The 26,175-nt window shown below is 56.9% G+C and carries 24 protein-coding genes; 6 read left to right on the plus strand and 18 right to left on the minus strand.

Annotation, left to right across the window (positions count from 1 at the left end):
* Positions 1 to 354 precede the first annotated feature (354 nt).
* From GHN86_RS04495 to tpx, 5 genes are all read right to left on the minus strand, one after another.
* The gene (locus GHN86_RS04495) at positions 355 to 1,857 is read right to left on the minus strand and encodes an efflux transporter outer membrane subunit (RefSeq protein ID WP_153382190.1); all 1,503 of its coding nucleotides are present in this window, start codon (positions 1,855 to 1,857) and stop codon (positions 355 to 357) included.
* Positions 1,854 to 4,961, minus strand: a complete 3,108-nt coding sequence (locus GHN86_RS04500) for an efflux RND transporter permease subunit (RefSeq protein ID WP_153382188.1) — start codon at positions 4,959 to 4,961, stop codon at positions 1,854 to 1,856. The genes GHN86_RS04495 and GHN86_RS04500 overlap by 4 nt, the downstream gene beginning before the upstream one ends.
* Complete coding sequence (locus tag GHN86_RS04505) at positions 4,958 to 8,059, minus strand: MdtB/MuxB family multidrug efflux RND transporter permease subunit (protein WP_153382186.1); 3,102 nt, start codon at positions 8,057 to 8,059, stop codon at positions 4,958 to 4,960. The genes GHN86_RS04500 and GHN86_RS04505 overlap by 4 nt, the downstream gene beginning before the upstream one ends.
* A complete protein-coding gene (locus GHN86_RS04510) occupies positions 8,056 to 9,351 on the minus strand; it encodes an MdtA/MuxA family multidrug efflux RND transporter periplasmic adaptor subunit (RefSeq protein ID WP_153382185.1) in 1,296 nt (431 codons plus the stop codon). The genes GHN86_RS04505 and GHN86_RS04510 overlap by 4 nt, the downstream gene beginning before the upstream one ends.
* A 402-nt stretch (positions 9,352 to 9,753) precedes the next feature.
* Positions 9,754 to 10,254, minus strand: coding sequence for a thiol peroxidase (gene tpx, locus GHN86_RS04515; protein WP_153382183.1), 501 nt, complete (start codon positions 10,252 to 10,254; stop codon positions 9,754 to 9,756).
* 248 nt (positions 10,255 to 10,502) lie between these two features.
* Between tpx and GHN86_RS04520 the strand changes: the two genes are divergently transcribed.
* Positions 10,503 to 11,294: a hypothetical protein gene (locus GHN86_RS04520; protein ID WP_153382181.1), complete on the plus strand. Its 792-nt coding sequence runs from the start codon at positions 10,503 to 10,505 to the stop codon at positions 11,292 to 11,294.
* Positions 11,295 to 11,346: 52 nt separating this feature from the next.
* Here the strand turns inward: GHN86_RS04520 and GHN86_RS04525 are convergent, their stop codons facing one another.
* Positions 11,347 to 12,015 carry a DUF3313 domain-containing protein gene (locus tag GHN86_RS04525; RefSeq protein WP_153382179.1) on the minus strand — a complete coding sequence of 223 codons (669 nt, stop codon included), beginning with the start codon at positions 12,013 to 12,015 and terminating at the stop codon, positions 11,347 to 11,349.
* Positions 12,016 to 12,236: 221 nt separating this feature from the next.
* Between GHN86_RS04525 and tal the strand changes: the two genes are divergently transcribed.
* Positions 12,237 to 13,160, plus strand: a complete 924-nt coding sequence (gene tal / locus GHN86_RS04530; protein ID WP_153382176.1) for a transaldolase — start codon at positions 12,237 to 12,239, stop codon at positions 13,158 to 13,160.
* 76 nt (positions 13,161 to 13,236) lie between these two features.
* Here the strand turns inward: tal and rfaD are convergent, their stop codons facing one another.
* Together rfaD and GHN86_RS04540 are read right to left on the minus strand one after the other, a co-directional pair.
* Complete coding sequence (gene rfaD, locus GHN86_RS04535) at positions 13,237 to 14,226, minus strand: ADP-glyceromanno-heptose 6-epimerase (RefSeq protein ID WP_153382174.1); 990 nt, start codon at positions 14,224 to 14,226, stop codon at positions 13,237 to 13,239.
* A gap of 114 nt (positions 14,227 to 14,340) precedes the next feature.
* Entirely contained in the window at positions 14,341 to 15,618 is a 1,278-nt protein-coding gene (locus GHN86_RS04540) for a serine/threonine transporter (protein WP_153382172.1), read from the minus strand.
* Positions 15,619 to 15,846: 228 nt separating this feature from the next.
* Between GHN86_RS04540 and GHN86_RS04545 the strand changes: the two genes are divergently transcribed.
* Positions 15,847 to 16,380, plus strand: coding sequence for a DUF4946 domain-containing protein (locus GHN86_RS04545; protein ID WP_153382170.1), 534 nt, complete (start codon positions 15,847 to 15,849; stop codon positions 16,378 to 16,380).
* Between the two features lie 30 nt (positions 16,381 to 16,410).
* On the opposite strand, the gene GHN86_RS04550 is transcribed toward GHN86_RS04545, so the two are convergent.
* Entirely contained in the window at positions 16,411 to 16,791 is a 381-nt protein-coding gene (locus tag GHN86_RS04550) for a RidA family protein (RefSeq protein ID WP_153382168.1), read from the minus strand.
* A 196-nt stretch (positions 16,792 to 16,987) separates the two neighbouring features.
* On the opposite strand from GHN86_RS04550, the gene GHN86_RS04555 reads away from it, so the two are divergent.
* Positions 16,988 to 18,181, plus strand: a complete 1,194-nt coding sequence (locus GHN86_RS04555) for a GAF domain-containing sensor histidine kinase (RefSeq protein ID WP_153382166.1) — start codon at positions 16,988 to 16,990, stop codon at positions 18,179 to 18,181.
* Between the two features lie 72 nt (positions 18,182 to 18,253).
* Here the strand turns inward: GHN86_RS04555 and GHN86_RS04560 are convergent, their stop codons facing one another.
* The gene (locus tag GHN86_RS04560) at positions 18,254 to 18,451 is read right to left on the minus strand and encodes a hypothetical protein (protein WP_153382164.1); all 198 of its coding nucleotides are present in this window, start codon (positions 18,449 to 18,451) and stop codon (positions 18,254 to 18,256) included.
* A 43-nt stretch (positions 18,452 to 18,494) separates the two neighbouring features.
* Positions 18,495 to 19,394: a helix-turn-helix domain-containing protein gene (locus GHN86_RS23940; protein WP_153382162.1), complete on the minus strand. Its 900-nt coding sequence runs from the start codon at positions 19,392 to 19,394 to the stop codon at positions 18,495 to 18,497.
* A 297-nt stretch (positions 19,395 to 19,691) separates the two neighbouring features.
* Between GHN86_RS23940 and tynA the strand changes: the two genes are divergently transcribed.
* Together tynA and GHN86_RS04575 are read left to right on the plus strand one after the other, a co-directional pair.
* The gene (gene tynA, locus GHN86_RS04570; protein ID WP_153382160.1) at positions 19,692 to 21,962 is read left to right on the plus strand and encodes a primary-amine oxidase; all 2,271 of its coding nucleotides are present in this window, start codon (positions 19,692 to 19,694) and stop codon (positions 21,960 to 21,962) included.
* A 177-nt stretch (positions 21,963 to 22,139) separates the two neighbouring features.
* A complete protein-coding gene (locus GHN86_RS04575; protein WP_153382158.1) occupies positions 22,140 to 22,763 on the plus strand; it encodes a flagellar biosynthesis protein in 624 nt (207 codons plus the stop codon).
* A gap of 383 nt (positions 22,764 to 23,146) precedes the next feature.
* Here GHN86_RS04575 and GHN86_RS23850 read toward each other — a convergent pair whose 3' ends face one another.
* The 7 genes from GHN86_RS23850 to GHN86_RS04605 all read right to left on the minus strand — a co-directional run bounded on the left by GHN86_RS23850 (position 23,147) and on the right by GHN86_RS04605 (position 26,166).
* On the minus strand, positions 23,147 to 23,281 hold the full coding sequence (locus GHN86_RS23850; protein ID WP_267129114.1) for a hypothetical protein: 135 nt from the start codon (positions 23,279 to 23,281) through the stop codon (positions 23,147 to 23,149).
* A gap of 263 nt (positions 23,282 to 23,544) precedes the next feature.
* Positions 23,545 to 23,964, minus strand: a complete 420-nt coding sequence (locus GHN86_RS04580; RefSeq protein WP_153382156.1) for a hypothetical protein — start codon at positions 23,962 to 23,964, stop codon at positions 23,545 to 23,547.
* Positions 23,965 to 24,061: 97 nt separating this feature from the next.
* Entirely contained in the window at positions 24,062 to 24,844 is a 783-nt protein-coding gene (locus GHN86_RS04585; protein ID WP_153382154.1) for a glycoside hydrolase family 19 protein, read from the minus strand.
* Between the two features lie 96 nt (positions 24,845 to 24,940).
* On the minus strand, positions 24,941 to 25,339 hold the full coding sequence (locus GHN86_RS04590; RefSeq protein ID WP_153382152.1) for a hypothetical protein: 399 nt from the start codon (positions 25,337 to 25,339) through the stop codon (positions 24,941 to 24,943).
* A 26-nt stretch (positions 25,340 to 25,365) separates the two neighbouring features.
* A complete protein-coding gene (locus tag GHN86_RS04595; protein WP_228384972.1) occupies positions 25,366 to 25,548 on the minus strand; it encodes a hypothetical protein in 183 nt (60 codons plus the stop codon).
* A gap of 40 nt (positions 25,549 to 25,588) precedes the next feature.
* Complete coding sequence (locus GHN86_RS04600) at positions 25,589 to 25,897, minus strand: hypothetical protein (protein WP_323369533.1); 309 nt, start codon at positions 25,895 to 25,897, stop codon at positions 25,589 to 25,591.
* Positions 25,894 to 26,166 carry a hypothetical protein gene (locus GHN86_RS04605; RefSeq protein WP_153382149.1) on the minus strand — a complete coding sequence of 91 codons (273 nt, stop codon included), beginning with the start codon at positions 26,164 to 26,166 and terminating at the stop codon, positions 25,894 to 25,896. Before GHN86_RS04605 ends, GHN86_RS04600 begins: the two co-directional genes overlap by 4 nt.
* Between the last annotated feature and the right edge of the window lie 9 nt (positions 26,167 to 26,175).

Below are 26,175 nucleotides of genomic sequence, written 5' to 3' on the forward strand. Positions count from 1 at the left end.
GGCCCGATCGCGGCTGGCTCGGCGTCCTGCCTCGCCACCCCCATAACAGCACCTGCGTTCAGCCTCCTGTGAGGGGCATTCGCGTCGACCCGAAAATCGCGTGGCAACAGCAAAAGCAAATCAAGAGCAAGAGCAAGAGCAAGAGCAAGAGCAAGGGCTAGGGCAAGCGGCTTCCTGATCCACGCGTAAGCGCCACCCCAACTCATCCAGCAAATCACATCCATCCCGAAGCAAAATCATCGCCACGGCCACTCCCTGTAGTCGCTGCCGAAGGCTGCGATAGCCCGAATTGACCTGCGTAATGGCCAGTAGAGGTAAACGTATAAAGCAACGTTAACACTGCTTTACGCCAGGTTACGGTCGCTCGCCAATGTGCTCATTGGCACTCAGATCAGTATTACCATCCCAGCCCCCGCCCAAGGCGGCAATCAATTGCACGCTGGCGATCAACCGGCTTTGCAACAAATTCAACACGCTACGCTCATTGGATAAGGCCGTCGTTTGCACCGTCACCACGTCCAAATAGGCAATCAAACCCGCCTTGTACTGATTAGTGGTCAAACGCAGCGACTCACGCGCCGACTCCAGCGCTTGCTCCTGCACCACCGACTCATCCCCCAGCACTTTGAGCTGCACCATGTAGTTCTCGACCTCACGCAAACCATCGAGCACGGTCTGACGGTATTTGGCCACGGTCTGGTCGTAGATCGCCTCATTGCGATCGACGTCTGCCGATCGCTGACCACCATCAAACAAGGGCAAGGAAATTTTCGGACCCACCGACCAGAATCGGTTCGGTACGCTGATCCAGTCCTGATACTGGCTGCTGCTGTAACCACCCGACAGGCTCAAACTGAAGTCCGGGTAGTAGGCCGCTTTGGCCACGCCAATGTTGGCGTTGGCGGCGATGATCGAGCGTTCCGCCGAGGCGATGTCAGGACGCCGCTCCAGCAGTTGCGATGGCAGGCTGACGGGAATCTGCGGCAAGCTCGGCACGTCCTGGACTTCGGCCAATTGGAACCCGGACGGCGCTTGGCCCGTAAGCACGGCAATGGCGTTTTCAAACTGCGCACGCTGCCAGATCAGGTCGATCAGGCTGGCTTGGGTGGTGCGCAGTTGGGTTTGTGCCTGAGCCACGGCGTCTTTGCCGGAGATGCCCGCACGGTATTGGTTTTCGCTCATTTTCAATGAGCGCTGGTACGCCTCGACCGTGGCTTCTAGCAGGCGTTTTTGCTCATCGATTACGCGCAGTTGCAGGTAGTTCTGCACCAGTTCCGATTGTTGGCTCAACCGCATCGCCGCCAGGTCGGCCAGGCTGGCTTCGGCGCTGGCTTCGTTGGCTTCCAGTCCGCGACGCAGTTTGCCCCACACATCGGCTTCCCAGCTCACCCCGACCTGTGCGTTCAAGGTGTCGCGGATACCGCTGCTCGATTGGGTCAGGCTGGAACTGGAACTGCCCGCCCCTTGGCTGGAGCGGGTTTTACCTACGCTCAGGTCAGCACTCGGGAAGAAGGCGCCACGCGCCGTGCGCACCAGTGCCTGGGCCTGACGAAACTGCGCTTCGGATTGCGCAACGCTCTGGTTGGAGCGGTTAAGCGTTTCGACCAGTGCGTTCAGTTGCGCATCGCCATACAGTTCCCACCAGGCCCCACGGGCCAAGGCATCGCTGGGGTTGGCCTGGGTCCAGCCCGCCGCTTCTTTGTATTCAAGCGGGGCTGGCGCTTGCGGGCGCTGGTAGTCAGGACCAATCGCACAGGCGCTCAGCAACAGGCCGGTGAATGCCAGGCCCAGCCCACGGGCAAGTGCCCAGCGTTGGGACGACAGGGCCGGAGCGAGGGTAAGCAAACGAGAGGTCATAGCGCAGTTTCCAGAGCAGCATCAGTGCGTACGCCACGCCATTTGTTGAAACGGTGGCGGGCGCGGTCGAGATAGAGGTAAACCACCGGGGTGGTGTAAAGGGTCAGGATCTGGCTGAAGATCAACCCGCCAATAATGGTCAGGCCCAGCGGCTGGCGCATTTCGGCGCCTTCGGCGGTGCTGAGCAAAAGCGGCACAGCGCCCAGAATGGCCGCCAGTGTGGTCATCAGAATCGGCCGCAACCGCTGCAAGCACGCACTGCGGATGGATTGTTCGGGACTGAGGCCGCCATGCCGTTCAAGTTGCAACGCGAGGTCGATCATCAGGATCGCGTTTTTCTTGACCACGCCAATCAGCAGGAACAAGCCCAGCAGTGATATCAGGCTGAATTCGCCCCCCGTCAGGTAGATGCTCAACAACGCCCCTACCCCCGCCGACGGCAGGGTCGACAGGATGGTCAGCGGGTGGATGTAGCTTTCATACAGAATCCCCAGCACCAGATACACCGCCACCAACGCGCCGAGAATCATAAACGGCTGACTCTTTTGCGTGGCCGCGAAGGCATCCCCCGTACCGGCCATTTTGGCGATCACGTCTTCGGGCAAGCCCAATTTGGCAATCGCCCGTTCAATCGCTGCGGTGCCCTGCTCCAGTGACACGCCGGGGGCCATGTCGAATGAAATGGTCTCGGAGGCAAACTGGCCTTCGTGCTCGACGCGGTCGTCTTGCAGGCTGTTTTCGTAGTGGGCAATGGTCGATAACGGCACGCGCTGACCATCAGCGGTGATGACCTGCACCTGGTTGAGGGTTTCAGGGTCCTGGGCGTATTTGGGATTGACCTCCATGACCACTTGATACTGGTTCAGGCTGTCGTAGATGGTCGAAATTTGCCGCTGGCTGTAGGCGTTGTTCAGCACTGCCGTGACCATGTTCATATCAATGCCAAGCCGCTTGGCCTGATCGCGGTCGACCACCAGCGTCACTTGCTGGGCACCCCGCCCTTCGCGGGCGTCGATGGCCGTCAGCTCGGGCAGCGCTTTAAGCGCGGCCACTACTTTCGGGTACCAGGTGCGCAGTTCGTTGAGGTCGCCACTTTGCAGGATGTAGGAGTACTGCGAACTGGTTTGCTCGCGGCCGCCGCCAAACTGCAAGTCCTGGTCAGCCATCAACATCAGGCGCCCGCCGGGTACTTTGGGCAAGGTATTGCGCATCCGTTCGATGACTTTTTGCGCGGAAATCTTGCGCTCGGACACCGGTTTAAGGCGCACGATCATGAGCGCGTTGTTGGTGCCGCCATTGCCGCCAATAAACCCGGCGACACTTTCAACGGCCGGGTCGGCCAACACGGCTTTGCGGAAGATTTCCATTTTCGGCTGCATAACGCTGAACGACAGGCCGTCATCGCCGCGCACAAAACCGATCAGCTGCCCGGTGTCCTGCTGTGGCATGAAGGTCTTGGGCACTATCACGTATAACGCCACGTTGACGCCTATGGTTACCAGCAAGCTGAACAAGGTCAGGCGCTTGTGCCGCAAGACCCAGTCCAGCGAGCGCGCATAGCCGCGCATCATGCGTTCGTTAAGGCGGATGCTCCAGCGCTGCATGGCGTTTTCGCTGCCCGGCACATGGGGCTTGAGCCAGCGGGCGCAGAGCATCGGGGTCAGGGTCAGCGACACCACCAGCGACACCACAATCGAGGCGGCCAGGGTGATGGAGAACTCGCGGAACAGACTCTCGACAATCCCGCCCATAAACAGAATCGAGAGGAACACGGCCACCAGCGACACGTTCATCGACAGCAAGGTAAATCCGACTTCCTTGGCCCCCATGTACGCGGCTTTCATCGGCGCGATTCCGGCGTCGATATGCCGCGAGATGTTCTCCAGCACCACGATGGCGTCGTCCACCACCAGCCCGGTGGCCAGAATCAACGCCATCAACGACAGGTTATTCAGCGAGAAACCGTACAGGTACATGATGGCGAAGGTGCCGATCAACGACACCGGCACGGCTAACGTGGGGATCAGCGAGGCACGGAAATTCCCGAGGAACAGGAACACCACGATAATCACCAGCACCACGGCGATCAGCAAGGTCATTTCGGCTTCGTGCAAGGTGGCCTTGATCACCGGCGAGCGGTCCATGGCCACTTCGAGTTTGACGTTGGCAGGCAGCACGGCCTGCAAGGCCGGCAATTGCGCCTTGATGGCGTTGACGGTTTCGATGATGTTGGCCCCGGCCTGGCGGTTAACCACCAGCAGCACGGCCGCGTCATTGTTGAAGAAGCCGCTGTTGTAGCGGTCTTCAACGCTGTCCTGCACTTTGGCCACATGATTGAGGCGCAAGGCGGCACCGTCCTGATAACGGATAATCAGCGACTCGTAATCCTTGGCTTTTTCCAGCTGGTCATTGGCCTGAATCTGCCAGTTACGCTCGCCATCGGACACCGCGCCCTTGGGCCGACGCACGTTGGCACTGGCAATGGTGCTGCGCACTTCATCCAGCGACACGCCGTACTGGTTCAGCAGTTGCGGTTCCAACTCGATACGCACCGCCGGCAGCGAGCTGCCGCCAATTTGCACTTCACCCACGCCCGGCACTTGAGACAGGCTCTGCGACAGGATGGTCGAGGCCAGATCGTACAGCTCGCCCTTGGACAGCACCTCAGAGGTCAGTGCCAACACCATGATCGGTGCTTGCGACGGGTTGACCTTTTTATAGGTCGGCATGCTCTTCATGCCGCTGGGCAGCAGGTTGCGCGACGCATTGATGGCCGCCTGCACTTCGCGGGCGGCACCGTTGATGTCACGGTCCTGATCGAACTGCAAGATCACCCGTGTCGAGCCCTGACTGGAGCGACTGCTCATGGTGTTGACCCCGGCAATCGAGCCGAATGAGCGCTCAAGCGGGGTGGCTACGGTGGACGCCATCACCTCGGGGCTGGCCCCCGGCAAACTGGCGGAGACCACAATCACCGGAAAATCGATTTGCGGCAGCGGTGATACCGGCAACAACCCAAAGCTCACCCCGCCCAGCAACATGATGGCCAGGCTCAGCAGCATGGTGGCGACGGGGCGCCGGATAAACGGCCCGGACAGGTTCATACCGACGCCTGCTCAGCGCGGGCTGCATCACCCCGCCAACGGCGGCCCATTCGGTCGAAGTACAGGTAAATCACCGGGGTGGTAAACAGGGTCAGCACTTGGCTGACCAGCAAACCGCCGACCATCACCAGCCCCAAGGGTTGGCGCAATTCTGCACCGGAGCCGGTGGCCAGCATCAGCGGTACGGCACCGAACAGCGCCGCCAGTGTGGTCATCAAAATCGGCCTGAAACGCAGCAAGGCCGCCTGATAAATCGCCTGTTCCGGGGCCATGCCCTGATTGCGCTCTGCATCGAGGGCGAAGTCGATCATCATGATGGCGTTCTTTTTGACGATGCCGATCAGCAGGATGATGCCGATAATCGCGATCATCCCCAGGTCATTGCCACTCAGAATCAACGCCAGCAAGGCACCCACCGCCGCCGACGGCAAGGTCGAGAGGATGGTAATGGGGTGGATGTAACTTTCGTAGAGCACGCCGAGGACGATGTACATCGTCACGATGGCGGCCAGAATCAGCAGCAAGGTGCTCGACAACGACGCCTGAAACGCTTTCGCCGCGCCCTGAAACTCGGTTTGCACGCCCACTGGCATGCCGATGTCTTTTTGCACCTGATTAATCAATTCGACGGCTTCACCCAGTGCAACACCGGGCGCAAGGTTGAACGACACCATCACCGAGGGGAACTGTCCGATATGGGAAATCGCCAGTTGCGCCTGTCGTTCTTCCACTTTGGCCAGACTCGACAGCCGGACTTGGCCGCCATCGGTGGTCTTGACGTGAATCTGGTCCAACGCCTGCGGGCCTATTTTCTCGCCATCTTTGGCTTGCAGCACCACACGGTATTGGCTGGCCTGGGTATAGATGGTGGAAATTTGACGTTGACCAAAGGCGTCATACAACGCGTCGGTGATGTTGGCCACCGTCACCCCAAGGCGTGAGGCCGCATCACGGTCAATCACCAGATACACCTGCAAACCCTTGTCCTGAAGGTCACTGGCCACATCGGTCAGCTCCGGCTGATTGGACAGCGCCGTGACCAGCTTTTGCGTCCAGGTGCTGAGCATCTCGGCATCGGGTGACGTCAGGCTGAATTGGTACTGAGTACGGCTGACCCGGTCTTCGATGGTCAAATCCTGCACCGGCTGCATGTACAGGCGAATCCCCGTCAGTTTGTCGACTTGAGGTTGCAGGCGGGCAATCACTTCAGACGCTGTTTCGTCGCGATCACCGTGGGGCTTGAGGTTGATCAGCATGCGTCCGCTGTTGAGGGTCGCGTTGTCGCCGTCCACACCGATGTAAGACGACAGGCTTTGGACCGCCGGGTCTTGCAGAATGAGCTGCGCCAGTGCCTGCTGACGCTGGCTCATGGCACTGAACGAGATCGACTGCGGCGCTTCGGTAATCCCCTGAATCACCCCGGTGTCCTGCACCGGGAAAAACCCCTTGGGTACGACCATGTACAGAAACACGGTCAGTGCCAGCGTGCCGATGGCCACCAGCAAAGTCAGCGGTTGATGCTTGAGCACCCACTGCAACATACGGCCGTACTCGCGGATCATCCAATCGATGAACGCACCGCTGGCCCGGTAGAAACGGCCCTGCTCTTCAGGCTTGGGTTCGGCTTTAAGCAGGCGCGCGCACATCATCGGCGTCAGGGTGAGCGAGACCACCAGCGATATCAGAATGGCCACCGCCAGGGTGATGGCAAATTCACGGAACAGACGCCCGACCACATCGCCCATAAACAGCAGCGGGATCAGTACGGCAATCAACGACAGGGTCAACGAAATCAGGGTAAAGCCGATTTGTTTGGCGCCTTTGAGCGCCGCCTGCATCGGGCTGTCACCTTCTTCGATGTAGCGCGAAATGTTCTCCAGCATGACGATGGCGTCATCCACCACAAAGCCGGTGGCAACGGTCAAAGCCATCAGCGTCAGGTTGTTGATCGAGAACCCCGCAAGGTACATCACCCCGAACGTGCCGATCAGTGACAGCGGCACCGCAATCGAAGGAATAATGGTGGCGCTGAGACGGCGCAGAAACAGAAAGGTCACCATCACCACCAGGGCAATGGCGATCAGCAATTCCAATTGCACATCGCGCACCGAGGCGCGAATGGTTTGCGTGCGGTCGGTCAGCACCGTCACATCAATACCGGCGGGCAGGTTGTCGGTGATGCTGGGCAGCAACGCCTTGATCCGGTCCACCACTTCAATCACGTTGGCACCCGGCTGGCGCTGGATATTGAGCAGCACCGCCTGATTTTCATTAGCCCAGGCGGCAAGGCGCTCGTTCTCGGCGCCATCGACAATTTCGGCTACATCCTTGAGTCGTAACGGCGCGCCATTGTTATAGGCGAGGATCAGCTCAGCGTATTCCTCGGGCGTTTTCAACTGATCGTTAGCGTCCAGCATCGACACCCGGGTCGGGCCGTCGAAGTTACCCTTGGGCTGGTTGACGTTGGAGGCGTTGATCAGCGACCGCACATCCGCGAGGTTGAGGCCATTGGCGGCCAGCGCTTCAGGATTGACCTTGATGCGCACCGCCTGACGTTGACCACCGGCGATACTGACCATGCCGACGCCACTGATCTGGGCAATTTTTTGCGCCATGCGCGTATCGACCAAGTCATTGAGCTTGGGCAGCAGCATGGTTTTTGACGTGATCGCGAGGGTCAGCACCGGGGTGTCGGCCGGGTTGACCTTGTTGTACACCGGCGGGGCCGGTAAATCGCTGGGCAACAGGTTGCTGGCCGCGTTGATCGCCGCCTGCACTTGCTGCTCGGCGACATCCATGTTGATGTCCAGGTTAAAGCGCAACGTCAGCACCGAGGCGCCACCGGAACTGGTGCTGGCCATTTGCGTCAGACCGGGCATTTGCCCGAACTGGCGCTCAAGCGGTGCGGTGACTGCGCTGGTCATCACATCCGGGCTGGCACCCGGATACAGCGTCATGACCCGGATGGTCGGGTAGTCGACCTGAGGCAAGGCCGACACTGGCAGCAAGCGGTAGGCAATGATCCCGGACAACACGATGGCCAGCATGCACAGCGTGGTTGCGACCGGGCGCAGGATAAACAGCCGCGACAGATTCATTCGTGCGCCTTGCCCTTGACGTTGGCTTTGGCATCCGCCGGTGCGGCATTGGCTTCAGCCCCCCCTTGCAGGTGTTGCGCCGCAGTGGCTGGCACTTCTGCGCTGTCGTTGACCACCTCTACCGTACCGCCATCACGCAGCCGGTCGGTGCCTTCCAGCACAACGCGATCGCCGGGTTCAAGCCCTTCTTCGATGACCGTCACATCACCGTCGGTGGCCCCGACTTTGATGCTGCGGATCTTGACTTTGTTGTCACCGTCCATGGCATAGACAAACGAACCATTGGTGCCGTATTGAATGGCCGCCGTCGGTGCCAGAATCACATTTTTCAGCGTGTCGGCCAGCAGATGAACATTGACGAACTGGTTGGGGAACAGCGCCTGATCGCGGTTCTCGAACAGCGCTTTGAACTTCAACGTGCCGGTGGTGATATCAATCTGGTTATCAATGCTGCTGAGAACGCCTGTCGCCAACTCTTTGGTGTCGCCACGGTTCCAGGCTTGCACCGGCAATTGGGCGCCACTGCGGTAACGCTCCAGCACCAGTGACAGGTTGTTTTCCGGCAGGGTGAAGCTGACCACGATGGGCTCGGTCTGGGTAATCACCACCAGCGCGGTGGTGTCATTGGCCGCCACCAGGTTGCCTACGTCCAGTTGACGCAAGCCCACACGGCCGCTGATCGGAGCACGAATTTTGGTGAAGTCGAGGTTGAGCTTGGCGTCGTTGACCGCTGCCTGATTGGTTTTAACCGTGCCCTGATACTGACTCACCAGCGCTTCGGCGGTGTCCAGCGTTTGCTTGGCGATACTGTCTTCGGCATACAGACCGCGATAGCGCTGTACATCGACCTGAGCGTTCTTCAACTGCGCCTGATTCTGCAGCAGCGTGCCTTCAGCTTGCAGCAAGGCATTCTGATAGCTGCGCGGGTCGATTTCAGCCAGCAAGTCGCCGGCTTTGACCATTTGCCCTTCCTTGAAATAGACCTTGACCAGCTCCCCCGCGACTCGGCTACGCACATTGATCGTATTGAGGGCCGTCACCGTACCCAGCGCCTTGTAATAAATCGGGAAGTCCCCGCGCGTCACGTCCGCCACCCGAACCGGCACGGCTTGCGTCGAACCGCCAAAGCCTGGGCGCGCCATTCCTGTTGCACTGGTGCGTGCGCCGGTTTGCGTTCCATCGGTTTTTTTTGCTGACGAGGGCCATAGCCACCAGCACAGGCCAATAATGACCAGCAAGACCAGCAGAGCAACCAGCCAGCGACGAGAAGTGTGGGAAACAGAGGATTGCATTGAATGATCAACCAGTTGGGCGCGAGCGCTTATTATCAGGAGGCTGAACGATAAGCAGTGTCGGCGGTTATGAAAAGGCTCTTTACCGGGTATTTACGTTACAGAGGGCAGATGACAGCAAAAGGGGTGGTTTAGAGCCTTCTTGTACTCGTAGCAGTTGACGAGTAATGCGAGGCTACGATCGGCGGCGTAGCCGTCGTAGATCCTTTTAACCCGGTAAATGGGTTGGCTGTTTCAGATACACCGTGCGCACAGCATTTGCGACGATTGCATCGTCGAACGTAGCCTCGCATTACTCGTCAACTGCTACGGGGGGGTGGGCGATCCACCACCCGCTACAAAATTCGCAAAAAAAAAACGGCCTGGCAATCAATGCCAGGCCGTTTGGGTCTTGCGTGCGACTTACTTCAAAACAGCCAGCGCTGCTTCGTAGTTCGGCTCTTCAGCGATTTCTTTAACCAGCTCGCTGTGCAGCACGTTGTCGTTTTCGTCCAGTACAACCACTGCACGGGCAGTCAGGCCTTTAAGCGGGCCATCAGCGATTGCAACACCGTAGTTTTCGATGAACTCGGCGCCACGCAGGGTCGACAGGTTTTGCACGTTTTCCAGACCTTCAGCGCCGCAGAAACGCGCTTGGGCGAACGGCAGGTCGGCCGAGATGTTCAGCACTACTGTGTTTGGTGCTTCGTTGGCCTTGGCGTTGAACGTGCGTACCGACGTGGCGCAGGTCGGGGTGTCTACGCTTGGGAAAATGTTCAGCACTTTACGTTTGCCGGCAAAGTCAGCCAACGTCACATCGGACAAATTACCGGCTACCAGCGAAAACGCTGGAGCCTTTGAGCCTACTGCTGGCAGTTCGCCGTTGACTTGAACGGGGTTGCCTTTAAGCGTCACTTGAGCCATGAACGATGTCCCTCTTAACAGTTTTTTGAAGAGGCCGAAGTTAAACACGAATTGCGTAAGCGACCTATGACCGGCACATGAAATGTAATCATCCAAATGACAAACGACCGTTGCCGATCGCCAAATCGTCTACTGGCCAGCCCCTGCACTGGCTAACCTGCCATCTTCAACTAGCGTCAATCACTGGCCGCAGCACAACCCGCCAGGATTCACTCACCCTTCATTGCAGCAGTCAGGGAGTCGGACCGATGTCGACGGCACGTATTACTTCTGGATGTTTCCTGGCCCTCGCCTTGATCCCCTTCAGCCTCGCGCTGGCGGATAACGCCGACATCGCCAACAAAAGTAACAACCCGCTAAGCCTGGCGCCGGGCCTGAACCTTCAGGACTACTACACGCCACAGGTCTACGACAGCAACATCCACACCAATGACGCCCTTTTGCGCGGCACATTGCCCGTGGCCGCCGGTGACTTTATCGGTGTACCGCAACTGCTGCGCGCGACCCTGCCGATCAGTACTCGACCCGACCCGCACAACGGCTACAGCACCGGCATGGGCGATCTCAACCTGTTCGATATTTTCCTGCTCAAGACCGAGGGCGTGCCGTTGGGCATCGGCCCGCAAATCACCGCTCCCACCGCCGAACATGACGAGCTGGGCACAGGCAAGTGGCAGGCCGGGCTTGCGGCCGTGGCCATCGACGCGTCACCGCGGGGTTTGCTGGGGGCACTGGTGCAATATCAAAGCTCGTTTGCCGGCGACAGTAATCGCCAGCATGTCGAGAGCGCTACGTTCCAGCCCTTTATCATCCATAACCTGCCCAAGGGCTGGTATTTACGCTCTACCGGCACATGGACCTTCGACCTGAAAAACAACACCCACTACATTCCCGTAGGGCTGGGGGTGGGTAAAGCCTGGAAGGCGGGCACGCACATCCTCAATGCGTTTATAGAGCCGCAATGGACGGTCGAGCGCAAAGGTGATGACTTGCCGCAATTCACCCTGTTTGCGGGCATGAATGTCACATTCGGCAAGTGAGAGCACTGACGGACGCCGCCTTGCACGCGTCGTCCGTTAACGACAATGGCGATTATTTTTTCAATTTCAAATAGGACTGATGCAGGTCAGACGCCCAGCCATCAATCACCGTTTTGAAGTTATCGGCTTTCAGCTCTTGGGTGTTGTTATCCAGCGATTTGCCCGTGCCTTTGCGCACCACCTGCGCGACCACATCCTGACTTTGGCCATCGATAAACACCGCCTCGGTCGACAACTGCGTTTCCTGATCGCGAATACCGGACGCGGTGCTCACCGCCGCCACCACCAGCGCCACCGGAATGTACTCATAAGGGGCCAGACTTTCGGTCTCGCTGCTGACCGCGGTAATGGCGGGCCGCACAATAATCACACCCGGCCCCGGAGCGCTGGCCAATGGCAGTGATTTGCCCAACTCACGCTTCAAGGCTTGATCGTAATAGGCGGTAATGCCGTTCAGGGTTTTTTGGGAAATTTTGCCAGTGGGCTTGGGCGCCGGGTAAAACTGGCTCGGTTCGATATACACGCTGGTGTATTTATTCACATCAAGTTTGGGATCGACCCAGCGCATAACCTCGGCCCCCGAAGGCGATTTGGCCTCGTGGAGGCGACTGTAATCCTTCAAAAAACCAGAGTATTCATTCGGCTGCACCGTCTGACTGGAACAACCGACCACCCCCAGCGAGGCAAGGCATACCGCCCCAAACATTAGCCCAAGCTTCATGCTGTAACTCCTGTAGAGAATGCAACCGCATAGATACGGAAACTTAGGTATAGCTAAACATCGGCAAAACGCCGCAGACAGGTCTTGAATCACCGAGGAAAAATCGCGTATCAGGTTGCACAATGCAGGCGTTGCGCGGCATTCTGCCAGCCTGCCTTCAACGAACTTTTGATCGAAGACACACTCCAACAGCCACTTCCTTATTCAAGACAGAGACGCCCATGACTTCCAAGCTGGAACAACTCAAGCAGTTCACCACCGTGGTCGCAGACACCGGCGACCTCGATGCGATTACCCGCCTCAAACCCGTTGATGCCACCACCAATCCTTCGCTGCTGCTCAAAGCTGCCGCGTTGCCCGGCTATGCCGATTTGCTGAAAAACGCCATCGAGCACGGCAAGGGCGATGTTGGCCTGGCCAGCGACCTGTTCGCGGTGTCGGTGGGTAGCGGTATCTTGAAGGTCATTCCAGGGCGAATTTCGACTGAAGTCGATGCCCGCCTGTCGTTTGACGAAGCGGCTCTGCTGCAAAAAGCCAACCAGTTGATCGAGTTGTACGACAAAGCTGGCGTTGGCCGTGACCGCGTGCTGATCAAGCTCGCCTCGACTTGGGAAGGGATCCGTGCGGCCGAGAAGCTGGAAAAAGCCGGCATCCAAACCAATCTGACGTTGCTGTTTTCGTTTGCTCAGGCCGCTGCCTGTGCTGACGCTGGCGTGTTCTTGATCTCGCCGTTCGTGGGCCGGATCTACGACTGGTACAAAAAATCCACCGGCATTGATTACACCGGTTCCGATGATCCGGGTGTGCAGTCGGTCACGCGCATCTACAACTACTACAAAGCCAATGACTACAACACCGTGGTCATGGGTGCGAGCTTTCGCAACACCAACCAGATCGAACAACTGGCCGGTTGTGATCGCCTGACCATCAGCCCTGACCTGCTGGAAAAGCTGGCCCAGGAACAAGGCACGCTGGAACGTAAACTGGCCCCGGGCAATGGCGGCGAACCACGCCTGATCCTTAGCGAAGCGCAGTTCCGTTGGGAATCGAACGAAGACGCCATGGCCACTGAAAAACTGGCCGAAGGCATCCGCCAGTTCGCCCGTGACCAAGAGAAGCTTGAAGCGTTGCTGGCGGCTAAATAATCCATCGCAGCCTGCGGCAGCGACTACAAATCAGCGCGATTTTGTAGTCGCTGCCGAGGCACGAAGGCTGCGAGTTTCAGCGATTCAATAACGCATCACAATACCGCTCCACCCCCTCCTCCAACGTCAACATCAGCTCGTTGTAACCCGCCTCACGCAAGCGGGTCAGGTCGGCGCAGGTGTAGACCTGATACTTGCTTTTAAGGGCTTCGGGAAACTCGATATATTGCAGAACACCCTCCAGCAGCGCGGTTTCCAGGGTGAGCGCAGGTCTGTCTTCAGCCACTCGCACACTGTTGATCGTCGCCAACGCCAGCGCATTGAATGAGCGCGCCAACCCCGTCCCCAGATTGAAAATCCCGCTGGTCTGCGGGTTGTCCAGCCAGTGCAGATTGACCTTGACCACATCCTCAACTGACACAAAGTCCCGCAGATGCCCGCCCGCCGGGTAACCGCCATAGTCCCCGAACAACTCAACATAACCGCGCTCGCGGTACTGGTTGAAACAGTGCCAGACCATCGAGGCCATGCGCCCTTTGTGCTGCTCGCGTGGGCCGTACACGTTGAAATAACGCAACCCGACTATCTGGCTGCTGGCCGTGGGCAGTACCTGACGCACCCGTTGATCAAACAGAAACTTGGAATAGGCGTACACGTTCAGTGGTCGCTCACATTCGCGACTTTCGCGAAAATCAGGACCGGCCCCATAAACGGCCGCCGAGGAGGCATACAGCAGCGGTATGGCTTGTGCCTGACAGGCCTGCAACAGGTCGCAGCTGTAGCGGTAGTTGTTGTCCATCATGAGCCGCCCGTCACGCTCGACGGTGCTTGAGCAGGCGCCCTGATGCAGCACGGCACGCACACCCGACCATTGGCGGGCAGCAAAACGGGGCAGGAAGTCGCGTTTGTCGAGGTAATCGGCAATATCACAATCGGCCAGATTGCGGCACTTGTCACCGTCAGTCAGATCGTCCACGGCAATGATGTCGCGCTCGCCGCGCAGGTTCAGTGCCTTCACCAAATTGCTGCCGATAAACCCCGCAGCGCCAGTCACGATGATGCTCATGCCTAATCACCCCTGTAAAAGAAGTGACCTTAGACTACGCGGCGCACAGACGTGAGGATTGACGCGAATCAACACAGGGTGTCGCCGCCTGGAACAGCAGCGACACCCCACCGATCAAGGGATCAGCGAGTACACCAGCGACGAAATCGCGATCAGACCGACCACCGTGACAAACACGTTGGACAGCTGACCCGAGTACTGACGCATGGCCGGCACGCGACGGATCGCATACATCGGCATCAGGAACAGAATAGCCGCGATCACCGGGCCGCCCAGGGTTTCGATCATCCCCAGAATGCTCGGGTTGAGTGTGGCCACCGCCCAGCACACCACCAGCATGAACGCAGCAGTCAACCGGTCGAGGGTCTTGGCCCCGGGCCGTTTGCCGGTTTTTAGCACCAGACCTTTAAGGCCTTCGCTGGCACCGATGTAGTGCCCCAGAAACGACTTGGCAATAGCCACGAACGCAATCAACGGCGCGGCAAAGGCAATGGTCGGGTTGCTGAAGTGGTTGGCCAGATACGACAGGATCGACAGGTTCTGCGCCTTGGCCTCAGCCAATTGCGCAGGCGACAAGGTCAGTACGCAACTGAACACGAAGAACAGCACCATGACGACCATCAGCAGGTGCGCGCGGGACAGGATCTGTGAGCTGCGCTGATCGGCGTTCTGGCCATAACGGCGCTTTTGATCGACGGCGAAGGCTGAAATGATCGGCGAGTGGTTGAAGGAGAACACCATCACCGGAATCGCCAGCCATAAGGTGTGCAACAGGGCCGACGGCGCTGGCAGGGTGCTGGCAGTGGTCAGAATGCCGCCGTTCCAGTGCGGGATCAAAAACACCGCCAAAAACAGCAGCGCGACGATAAACGGGTAGACCATCATGCTCATGGCTTTGACGATCACCTGCTCACCGCAGCGCACCACGGCCAGCAAACCGAGGATCAACACCAGTGACAGAATCGCCCGGGGCGGTGGCGTGACATGCAACTGGTTGAGCATGAAGCTGCCCACCGTGTTAGTCAGCGCCACGCTGTAAATCAGCAGGATCGGGAAAATAGCCAGGAAGTACAGGAGGGTGATCAGCGCACCGGCCGTCAATCCAAAATGCTCTTCAACCACATCCGTGATGTCAGAGCCTTCACGACCCGATAAAACGAAACGGGTTAAGCCACGGTGCGCGTAAAAAGTCATGGGGAACGCCAGCAGCGCCAGCACCAGCAACGGCCAAAAGCCGCCTATGCCTGCATTGATGGGCAAAAACAGCGTACCTGCGCCAATGGCCGTACCAAACAGGCCCAGCATCCAGGTGGTGTCATGACGGTTCCAGCGACTGAGGGTCGCTGGGGTCTCGTCGAAGCGTTCATCAACGCTATTAGCCTGGTCATTCATCCGGTCGAATCTCCGCTAGCCGGTCGTTACCACGCGGCCGGGGCGAACGGAAAACACCTTACAGACCACGCCCCGGCCATAAGAGGGGCGCGATTGTCCGGGATTAGACATAAGAAGCAAAGGGTTAGCTGAGGAATGGCGAAAATGATGTGGTACAACAAAGCAATACTTGGACACCTGTTGATACACTCTAATAGCCCATTTTTAGCTGAAAAGGCCCCGCCTGTGATGCCCTTCCCGCTTCGATTCACCGCGCTTTTAGGCGTGTTGTTGTGTACAGCCTTGCCTGCGGCCCATGCCGGCGAACTGATGATCACCTGGCCCGCAGATTGGGAGGTTCAGGCCCTGCCGCCTGCGGCTGACAGCCATAACCTGCGTCAGCGAGCGGTCAAGAATGACGCCAATGGCGATCCGCTAATGGTCATGGAACTGACCCAAACGACGCTGGCGCCCGAGCATCAGGTGAATATGGACGCGGTGTTGCTGCAAATGCGCAAGACCCTGCAAAAAAACTTCGCCAACGGCGGCTATCAAAGTGCCTGCAACAAGATTCATGACAGCACCCTGGGTGGCCTCAAAGCTCTGCAAACCACCTGCAAAATCACTCAAAACGGCAACCACGTGATTACCCAGACCCTGGTGGCCGCCACCCAGGGCAGCAGCGCATATGCGCTCTCCTACGCAGGACCTGCCGAGGGTTACAAGGCCAACGAAGCAGAGGTCAATGGCATCCGTGCCAGCTTGCAGCTAAGTCAACCCTAGCGGCGCACACGACGTGCGCCGGGTCAGTCCTCAAGCCTTGGCAGCCATGGCGGTGACTTCAACACGCATGCCTTCGACCGCCAGTGCGGCCACGCCTACGGCCGCACGAACGGGCCAGGGCTTGGCAAAGAAACGCTTGTAAACCTCGTTGAATGCGGCGCGGTCAGCCATGTCAGTGAGGTAGATGGTCAGGTGCATTACCCGGTCCATCGAGCTGCCCGCCCGCTCCAGCGCTACTTTAAGCGCCTGCAAGGTGCATTCACTTTGTTCGGTAATGCCCCCCAACTCCAGACTGCCATCGGCACGGGTCGGAATCTGGGTGGACATCAGCACACCGGCAAAACCGGCTACGTCGGATGAAATCGAATCTGCATCAGGATCAGGAGTAAAGGTGATGTCGTGGTTAGCCATGCCGTTAGCCTTGGAATCAGGGAAAAGAAGACCGCAGTATAACGGCCTGAGTCGCTGCCAGCTCGAACCTGTAGCCCGCTCACTTTGTGATATCGGGCGTAAGCCTGCGTGTGCCCACAACACCGTCGCGGTATCCGTTAGCCAGCCCTGAGATTAACCGTTAGGCTTAGCCCTTCTCCTACACGACCCCATGCCCATGATCGACTCAAAATTTTCTGCCGACATTGAAGCTATTCGCAGCATCGATGCCGTGCCGGTCATTCTAGGTATGGTCAAACACCTGACCGGAATGCGCTTTGCTGCGGTGGCGCGGGTGACTGAACATAACTGGGTAGCATGCGCGGTCGACGACTCAATCAATTTCGGTTTAACCCAGGGTGGTGAACTGGTGCTTGAGTCGACCATTTGCCATGAAATTCGCCAACACCACATGCCGGTCATTTTTGCCAATGCCAGCCATCACCCTCTCTATTCTCAACACCACACACCCAAGACCTACGGGCTCGAAAGCTACATTTCTATTCCCATCATCAAGGCTAATGGGGACTTCTTCGGCACCTTGTGTGCCATCGACGTGCTGCCTGCCACGCTTGATGAACCTGCGATCATCAAGACACTCACCCTGTTTGCGCAATTGATTGCGATGAGCCTGGACACTCAGAATCATTTGAATAGAACCCAAGCAGCTCTGGAGGATGCCAATGAAAATGGTCGTCTGCGAGAGCAGTTCATTGCTGTACTGGGCCATGACTTGCGGACGCCGCTCAGCGCCATTCAGATGAGCGCTGAACTGCTGAAAACCAAAACGACCGATAAACGATCTTTGGGGCTGATTTCAGCCATACACAACAGTTCGATTCGCATGGGCCGTCTTATCGAGAACGTTCTGGACTTCGCACGGGGACGTTTAGGGGGCGGTATTCCCATCAGGAGTCACTGGGTCGATGACCTGGCAAATACACTTGAATTGACCGTTAGCGAAGTCAGGGCCGCGCACCCCAAAGCCGTCATCAACCTGTCAATAGCGTTACCGGCCGGTATTCATTGCGACCCTTTGCGCATCAGCCAGCTACTGTCGAACTTGCTGGGTAATGCGGTCACCCATGGCGCTCATTCGAGCCCCGTCGACGTCTACGCCTTTATGGAAAAAGACCAGGTCGTTTTGTCCGTGACAAACCAGGGCGCTCCCATACCTGGCTCCTTGCTACCCCTGCTGTTTCATCCCTTTACCCGATCAGAGGCAGGACAACGCGGCGAAGGACTGGGGTTGGGGCTTTATATTGCCTCGCAGATAGTGACTGCCCATAACGGCACGTTGACGGTGACTTCAACTGAAGCCACCGGCACCCGTTTTGTAGCCCGGTTTCAGGCTGGATTACGCCGGGTTTAAACGACGAGCAACCACACTTCAGTAGCGCACCATTTCGCGTGGCCTACCGGAGCCACGCGGACGCCAAATGAATTACTTATCAGGATGTTCGCTGGTGACCGAGTCAGCGGCTTCCACATCTGACATGTCTTCTTCAAGACGCGCATCGTCTTTGGGCGTCACTGGGGTTGCAGGGTCTTTGATTTTTGGGCCAACACCCGTCTCGTTATCTGTGACCCCGGCACGAACTTTCTGCGACACATTGCCTGGTGCATTTTCGTCAATATCCATGATGGCTCTCCGTTTTGAAGCACGGGATGCCCTATGCCACGCATTAACTTCGTTCAAGGTATCGCAAAGCCGACGGCAACTCGTTAAACAGTTTCTGATACTCCAACGTAAAATAACTCGAATGACTAAACCCCCAACGCTCTGCAATATCGGCAATGCTTGCATGGGGATCTTCTTTCAATGCGCGGCGCGCACCGTTCAAGCGAACCGAACGCATATACTGAATAGGTGTAACAGCCGCCACGGATTGAAAACTGTACTGAAGTGTGCGTCGCGATACTTTCAAACGTCGACAAAACTCAAGTACGTTTGTTGAAGCTGCAGGTTCTTCTATTAACCACTGATGACAACGTTCAACCATATAACCGCGGGTACTAGGCCGCGGGATTTCCTGAGGTACATGAATCACTCGCTCCAACCACTCGACGACCATGACCGTCAGCGACTGCAAAGTCTCCCTTGTCGGTGATCCCTCCAGTAAAGACTTGAACATCACTATGCCAGACTCTAAACGGTGTGCTCGCAGGCACACTCGCTTGGGCCGATTTAGTTGCATTAATGCATGGAGTACCGCTTCGTCCAACAGCCCGCGTAACGTTGTATAGGGAATCGACATGCAAAGAACATCCATGCCCGCCGGAGTAAAAACTCGATATTCGTCGTTCGGCAGCAGCACCGTGGCGTACTTTTCGGCCATCACCCCTTGGTCATCCACTGCTGGCCAAGCAAGCGGGAATAAGAGGTTAACCGCATTCTGCGGGAGGCGGATGTGCTGGATAACCTGCTGGTTGAGACGCTCACGAAACAGCTGAACTTCACCCGCCTGGACCACATCCAGCCGTCCTTCGAGGCTGCCGCAACTGAGCTGGTCATAACGCTGACGCCAGCCTGGCAGTGCGTTGGCATGCTCGATAATATCGGTTGTACGAAGGGACTGGCGCACACTGAACCTCTACGGGCAGAACTCTGCAACGGGTAAATGTTACAAATTATTAGCAAGCGTTATGCCAATAGCCCTCCCCCCTTCACTACGTGCTACACCCCCCTGAAGATTCATTTCAAGCACCAACTTAAAGCATCCTTGCATTAAGTTAGTGCACTTCTTAAGCACCAGTAACATTAAAAGCCTCCGGCATGATGAATTGCCAATTTGTGTTAAATGCCGCCAACAACTGCACCTTAAAGTGATTGTGCCTGCTCGCTTACGATTACGTTGCCGGGAACTTTAAGGACTCCACTTATGAGTAAGACACTCAAACACCGTCACTTTAAATTAGCTCCGATGGCCTTGGCGTTGATCTTTGCCGGCCTTACTTCAACCGCCCATGCGCATGGCGGCGCAGTGGAGATGGTGCCCCTAACGTCGACCCTGGAAAATTTTGGGGCCACTGTTAAATGGGACGACTATGCCAACCTCTTCGTTATTTCCAAAGACGGGGCTTATGTTAGGGTAAAACCAAACAGCAACGTGGCGATGCTTAATGGCAAAAGATTTGAGCTTAGCGTTCCGGTGGTATTCAAAAATAACACTGCTCTTATGTCGCATGACTTCATCAATGAAGTATTTCAGTCTGGCCTGAACAAAACCTTTAGCGTCGAAACCCGTCCACATCCACTTAATGCTTTGAGTGCCGACGAGATCAAAGTCGCTGTACAGGCGATCAACCGTTCGGAGCACTACAAACCAAATTTCCGGTTCACGGAGATATCGCTCCGGGGGCCGAAAAAGAGCGAAGTGTGGGACTTTATCTATACCGGAAAACCCGTGAGTCAATCTCGCAAGGCCAATGTGACCGTGCTCGATGGCAGGCACGTTGTCGAAGCCGTGGTAGACCTCGGCACCCAAAAACTCCTGAGTTGGGAACCGATCAAGGATGCGCACGGGATGGTCTTGCTGGACGACTTCGCGACCGTGCAGTCTGTTATAGAAGGCAGCACTGAATATGCTCAGGCGCTGGCCAAGCGTGGCATCAAAGACGCCAAGAAGGTCGTCACCACCCCACTTACGGTGGGCTACTTTGATGGTAAAGACGGCCTTACGCAGGACAAACGCCTGCTGAAGGTGGTCAGCTATCTGGATGTCGGCGATGGTAACTACTGGGCTCATCCGATCGAAAACCTGGTCGCCATCGTCGATCTGGAAAGCAAGAGCGTGATCAAGATCGAGGATGCAGGGATAGTGCCGGTGCCAATGAAGCCTACGCCTTACGACGGGCGCGGACGTAAAGCGGCAACCGTCAAGCCCCTGGAGATTATCGAACCTGAGGGCAAGAACTACACAATCACCGGTAATAGCATCCACTGGCAGAACTGGGACCTGCATCTGGCACTCGATTCGCGGGTAGGCCCGGTGATTTCCACGGTCACTTACAACGATCAGGGCAAGAAGCGCAAAGTCATGTACCAAGGTTACTTGGGCGGCATGATCGTACCCTACGGTGATCCAGACGTGGGCTGGTACTTCAAAGCCTATCTCGATTCGGGGGACTACGGCATGGGCACCCTCACCTCCCAGATCCAGCCCGGCAAGGACGCGCCTCAAAACGCAGTGCTACTGGACGCGACCATCGCCGACTACAAGGGCTCGCCCACCAAAATCCCGCGCGCGATGGCGATATTCGAACGCTATGCAGGCCCGGAATACAAGCATCAGGAAATGGGCCAACCCAACCTCAGCACCGAGCGCCGGGAACTGGTCATTCGCTGGATCAGCACCATCGGCAACTACGACTACATTTTTGACTGGGTCTTCCAGGAAAACGGGGTCATCGGTATCGACGCCGGTGCAACGGGCATCGAGGCTGTCAAAGGCGTGAAGTCCAGCACCCTTCATGACGCCACAGCCAAAGAAGACACACGCTACGGTACCTTGATCGATCACAACATTGTCGGCACCACCCATCAGCACATCTACAATTTCCGCCTGGACATGGACGTAGATGGCGAGAACAATTCGTTGGTCGAACTTAATCCGGTTGTGGTCAAAAACGACCGCGGCGGGCCGCGCACCAGCACCATGCAAATTGACCAAAAGGTGGTCAGCACTGAACAGCAAGCTGCGCAAAAGTTCGATCCTGCGACCATTCGCCTGCTCAGCAACACGAGTAAGGAAAACAAAATGGGATACCCGGTTTCCTACCAACTGATCCCTTATGCCGGGGGGACTCACCCGGTGGCAAAGGGTGCCAATTTCGGCAGCGACGAATGGTTGCTCAATCGACTGAGTTTCATGGACAAGCAAATATGGGTGACCCGTTACGACCCTCAAGAGCGTTATCCCGAAGGCCATTACCCGAATCGCTCGGCAACGGACACCGGTCTGGGTCTGTTCACAGCCAACAACCAATCGATCGAGGATAGCGACAATGTAGTGTGGCTGACCACGGGTACCACTCACGTGGCACGCGCAGAGGAATGGCCGATCATGCCAACCGAATGGGTTCACGTACTGCTCAAGCCTTGGAACTTCTTCGACGAGACACCCACACTGAACCTCAACTCACCGAAATAAGTGCAGCCTCTACAGCCGTTTCCAGCGACCCCCGCTCTGACTTCGATATGTATGTCTCATACGAATAAAGCTTCGCGGGGCCGTCGGGTAATTGAGCTGTGAATTGTCTTCTACACTCCTGTGCGACGAGCTTTTTGGACATGCCTATCAAGGCGCAAACTATGAAGGAGTCAGTAGATGGTTCGAAAAATCTTGGTTGTTGCCGCACTGGTGCTGTTAGCCGGTTGTGCTACCAACAGGGCTGAAGTAAATATTTTGCCGCCAGGTAATAGTCAGACCCCTGCTCCCAGCAATGGAAAAAAAGTCTACATCAGCACCGTTGATGATCGAGTCTTTCATATCAAACCCTCCAGCTTTGATATTCCTTCATTGAAGTACGACGAGATCGACGACAAGTCGATTACCGAACGAGCGATCGCGCGTAAACGCAATAACTACAATATGGCCATCGGCGATGTATTGTTGCCCAAGGGGCGTACTGTTTCAGAACTAGTGGCCGATGCCGTTGCCACCGCTTACCGGCAGGCAGGCTACGAAGTAGTCAGCACTCCCAGTGCCCGTGATGTCAGAGAAGTTAACGTGCAAATCATTGAATTCTGGTCATGGTCCACCACCGAAGGGGTGCTCGATAAAATGCTGCAAAACAAGTCATATTTGCAGATAAAAACCCATGACGCGCCTGCATACAGTGTGAAAACGCTAGTCAACGAGAAGGTAAAAGTGGCCACCGATACCGACTGGAAGCGCGTGACCGAGGCGGGCCTTGAAGCCATTACTCAAGAAACCTTGAAGCAACTTTAAGCGGCTTCAGTGCACAACCACTCTGCGACCGCCTACATCAGTGACCAACTTCATTATTGGTCAAAGGTGTATGCGGTCACTTTTTGTTGCAGCTGGAACGAAAGAGGATTCCAGTGAGCATGGCCGCAACCTTCTCAGCTTTAAGAAAGGAGCCAGTCAGCCCCCCACTGAGTCAGGTAAGGTTTTTTCGAAATAAATGCGCTTGAAACCATCTTCCCGGCATTGCGCTACTTTTCTATAACCGCGCTTGGGGTAAATCGAGAGGTTCAGTGGGCGGAATTTTCACAAAAGCCGATCAGCGCCTTTCCTACATCTCAAGCCCTGACACACAACAAAATCAGAACTGTCCTACACCTCCGTTTCCTCAATACCAAATACTCCCCCTACCCCTTGAAGCCAATGGCGGATACCCAGGCCAGGGGCATGAAAATACAGCCTTGCAGAAACAGAATCTGGAATTTACGCGCGAACCCAAAGCGTGCGAGCAGGCGGATTCCGGGTGACAGAAGAATGGGCATGCTGATGACTCCCTTGGACAACCTGCCTGAAACGACCGACAGCAAAATGCTATGTCATTGATTACACGGGAGCTAGCAAGAAACGCGCCGCGGTTGTGGGGGCTGGAAAAACGCGATTCAACGCTGAACCGCTTGTGTGCAGTGCGCAAAAATGGGGCATAAAAACTCAACACTACTGTCGGGTTGTAATCGTGAGGAGCGCTACACACACCCTTGCGTGCCAGGTTGCACACACAAGGGTGGTCGCTGAATGGTTTGCGAACTTAGCCAGTGACTTCCCGGTGAGCAGTGAGGTCGATGTCCATATTGGTATCGCCCTCGCAACCAAACACTCGCAGGTTAGGCAGCCGTTCATGAATCAACGGTCGCAAATTCAGCCCAAACTCGTAACCGTGGCAAATGTCCAGGTACACGAGCCCGCGCCAAGTCGCAGCGGGATAGGCCAGCAATTCATCTGCGAACTCCCTCACGGAGAAATCACTGAAGGTTCCGTCGGCCTCACCGAACGCCGTCGGCTCGCCATGCGCAGTGATAATCAGGATGTCGTCGCCCTGCAGGCGCCCCAGTGTCTGCACTAGGGCAGCACGGCGGCAGCCGCTGTAGCGGAAGTTGGCCGGATAGCGACGCGCAGCGTCGGACACTTCAGAATCATTGCGACACCAACAAATCAGGGTTGTGCTCATGGTCTTGCTCCTTGAATGACATGGGTTGCGTTAATCACCCTGCCAACACACGCGGCAGGTTTTTTTTGCGCGCTAGCGCAAAGAAAGTGGTCAATTCTTAATTCACCTGCAGCCACTTGGCCCGAGCGAGGAAGGCGGCGCGATCGTCCAGCCCGTTGAAACCGCCGTTGATGATCTGTGTGATCCTGCGCAGGTTGTCTTGATCGGCCAGCGCATTGAGCTTGCGGCTTGCCCAAAACCAGCCAGCGACATCCACAGCCAAAGCCGGGTCGGTGCCGACCAGTGCCGGTGCGTCTTTATTTTCAAAATCACGATTGCATGCCCGGCCGTATTGGCGATAGTTGGCCCGGCCTGTCAGTTGGATCAGCCCGCGCCCTTTGAACAGTGGGCCATCGCCGTCCCTCTCGTTGCCCAAATCCTTACGGCCTTCGTAGGCTTTGCCAGAGGCGATTTCCTGGGTGTAAAGCAGGCACCCGCTTTCATGGCCAATCTGCGCAAGGAAATGCGCAATGCGCAGCGGTGTGTTCATCTCGTAGCGGGCAAGCACATCAAGAATCGGCTGGTAAAACTGGTCGATCCGCGCACGCGTGGCACTGATCATGATCATCCAGAGTTTCTGCGCTACCAGCCCCTGAGGCAGGCCGCGCTTGAGTGCCGTCATGGTCGGATCGCCCGGCGCAACAGGCCTGCCCGGTACGCCGCCAATACCGGTTAAAAAACTGTTGAGGGCAGCACGCGAGCCCCCTCCCCAGACGCCATCAACGGCGAGGTTGCACGTCATGCCGTGCTGGCCACTGTTCATGTTGAGCAGCAATTGCAGGCTGCGTACGTCGGCCTTGGCGTTCATGCCGTCGTCGCCAACCGTTTGAATGATGCACATGGCTTGCTCCTTGCGTGAGGCACACGCTCCCCGTCGGCGACGGATAGGCGTGCCTTGCGCTAGATCAAATTGAGGGTTGGGTTGAAGCGGTGAGAATTACCTGGAGCGGTTCAGGTCCGAGGTGAAGAGGGTCTGCCCCTCCTTGTTCAGCAATTGAATACTGAGTTTTTCCTCCCCGTTTGGCGTGCTTTTCAGGTCGCCAGAAACCAGCGGAGCACAGAGCCCCTTTGCCGGAGGCTTCAGAAAGTAGGTCTCTGTGCCGCCCTCGGTGTCCGTAAATTCGAGCTTGAAATCGCAGCTCCACTCCCCTTTAAACGCGAGCGTGCCGCCCTTCTCTTTGGCATCGGCCAGGCTGAGTGAAACCTGAACTTTACGGACGGCACCGCTAGGTGTTTTGTCCGCAATGGCGCCCGTCCAGACAACCTCCCCCGCGACAGCCGACAGCGCCGTTCCCCACATCATCACCACAGCGAACACATAAGCGATCTGTTTCATTTTGACTCTCCTTGTTAAATGGCTTCTTACATCAACATTGCCAACATACGGCCCGCCAACTGCACGACTTCCATTGCCAGATCCGGCTTCATCACCCCAAGCGCCGTGAGGGCAACCAGGAACGCAACCCCCAACGTGCACAACACCCACGTCGGTATCGACGCTCGAAAAGGCCCAGGCAACCTGGGTTTGATAATGTCTCGCATCATCTTTGTCTCCTCTTGTGAAAGGGTCAGCAACATTGAGCGGTCAGCACGCTTGGTCATCGCCATGCCCCCGGTAACGGGCCAATAAATGGCCATCAATACGAACCGTGATGTCTTCAGCCCCCTCACCCGGCACTTCGATACACAGCTCGTGCACGCTCGCCGTACCCTGAGGAGCACGCCCGATCCGTAGCGCAAGCGCGTTCAAACCATCAACGCGCTCCACGGTGGCCGCCATCGCCACCTGCATGCTCGCCACACGAGTACCCGGCCACACGCGATGCGTGGCGGTCTGTGCCCGGTGCAGTTCGCTGCCAAGCATCTGCACGAACACATCCAGCCGGCGTATCACGACGATTCCTCATCACCAGCAAGCCAATGGGGTTTACGGGCAAAACCCAAGTGATAAATCAGTGCCTGCAATACCACCTGATGTTCGCCGATGTTCAGCAACGTGAAGTTCTTTTCGATGCCCACGATTCGCCCACGAGGCGTTTCAGTGAGGCAACGGTTAAGCAGCGCCGCTTGGGCCTGGACGGCTGCATCGGGTGTCAGCTTTTCCGGATCGGTACTGCCGACCATGATGCGCTTCACGTATCCCACGTTCGTTAGATCGAACATCAAAAGTCT

The organism is Pseudomonas helleri, from assembly GCF_009600315.1.
Taxonomy (GTDB): Bacteria; Pseudomonadota; Gammaproteobacteria; order Pseudomonadales; family Pseudomonadaceae; genus Aquipseudomonas; species Aquipseudomonas helleri_A.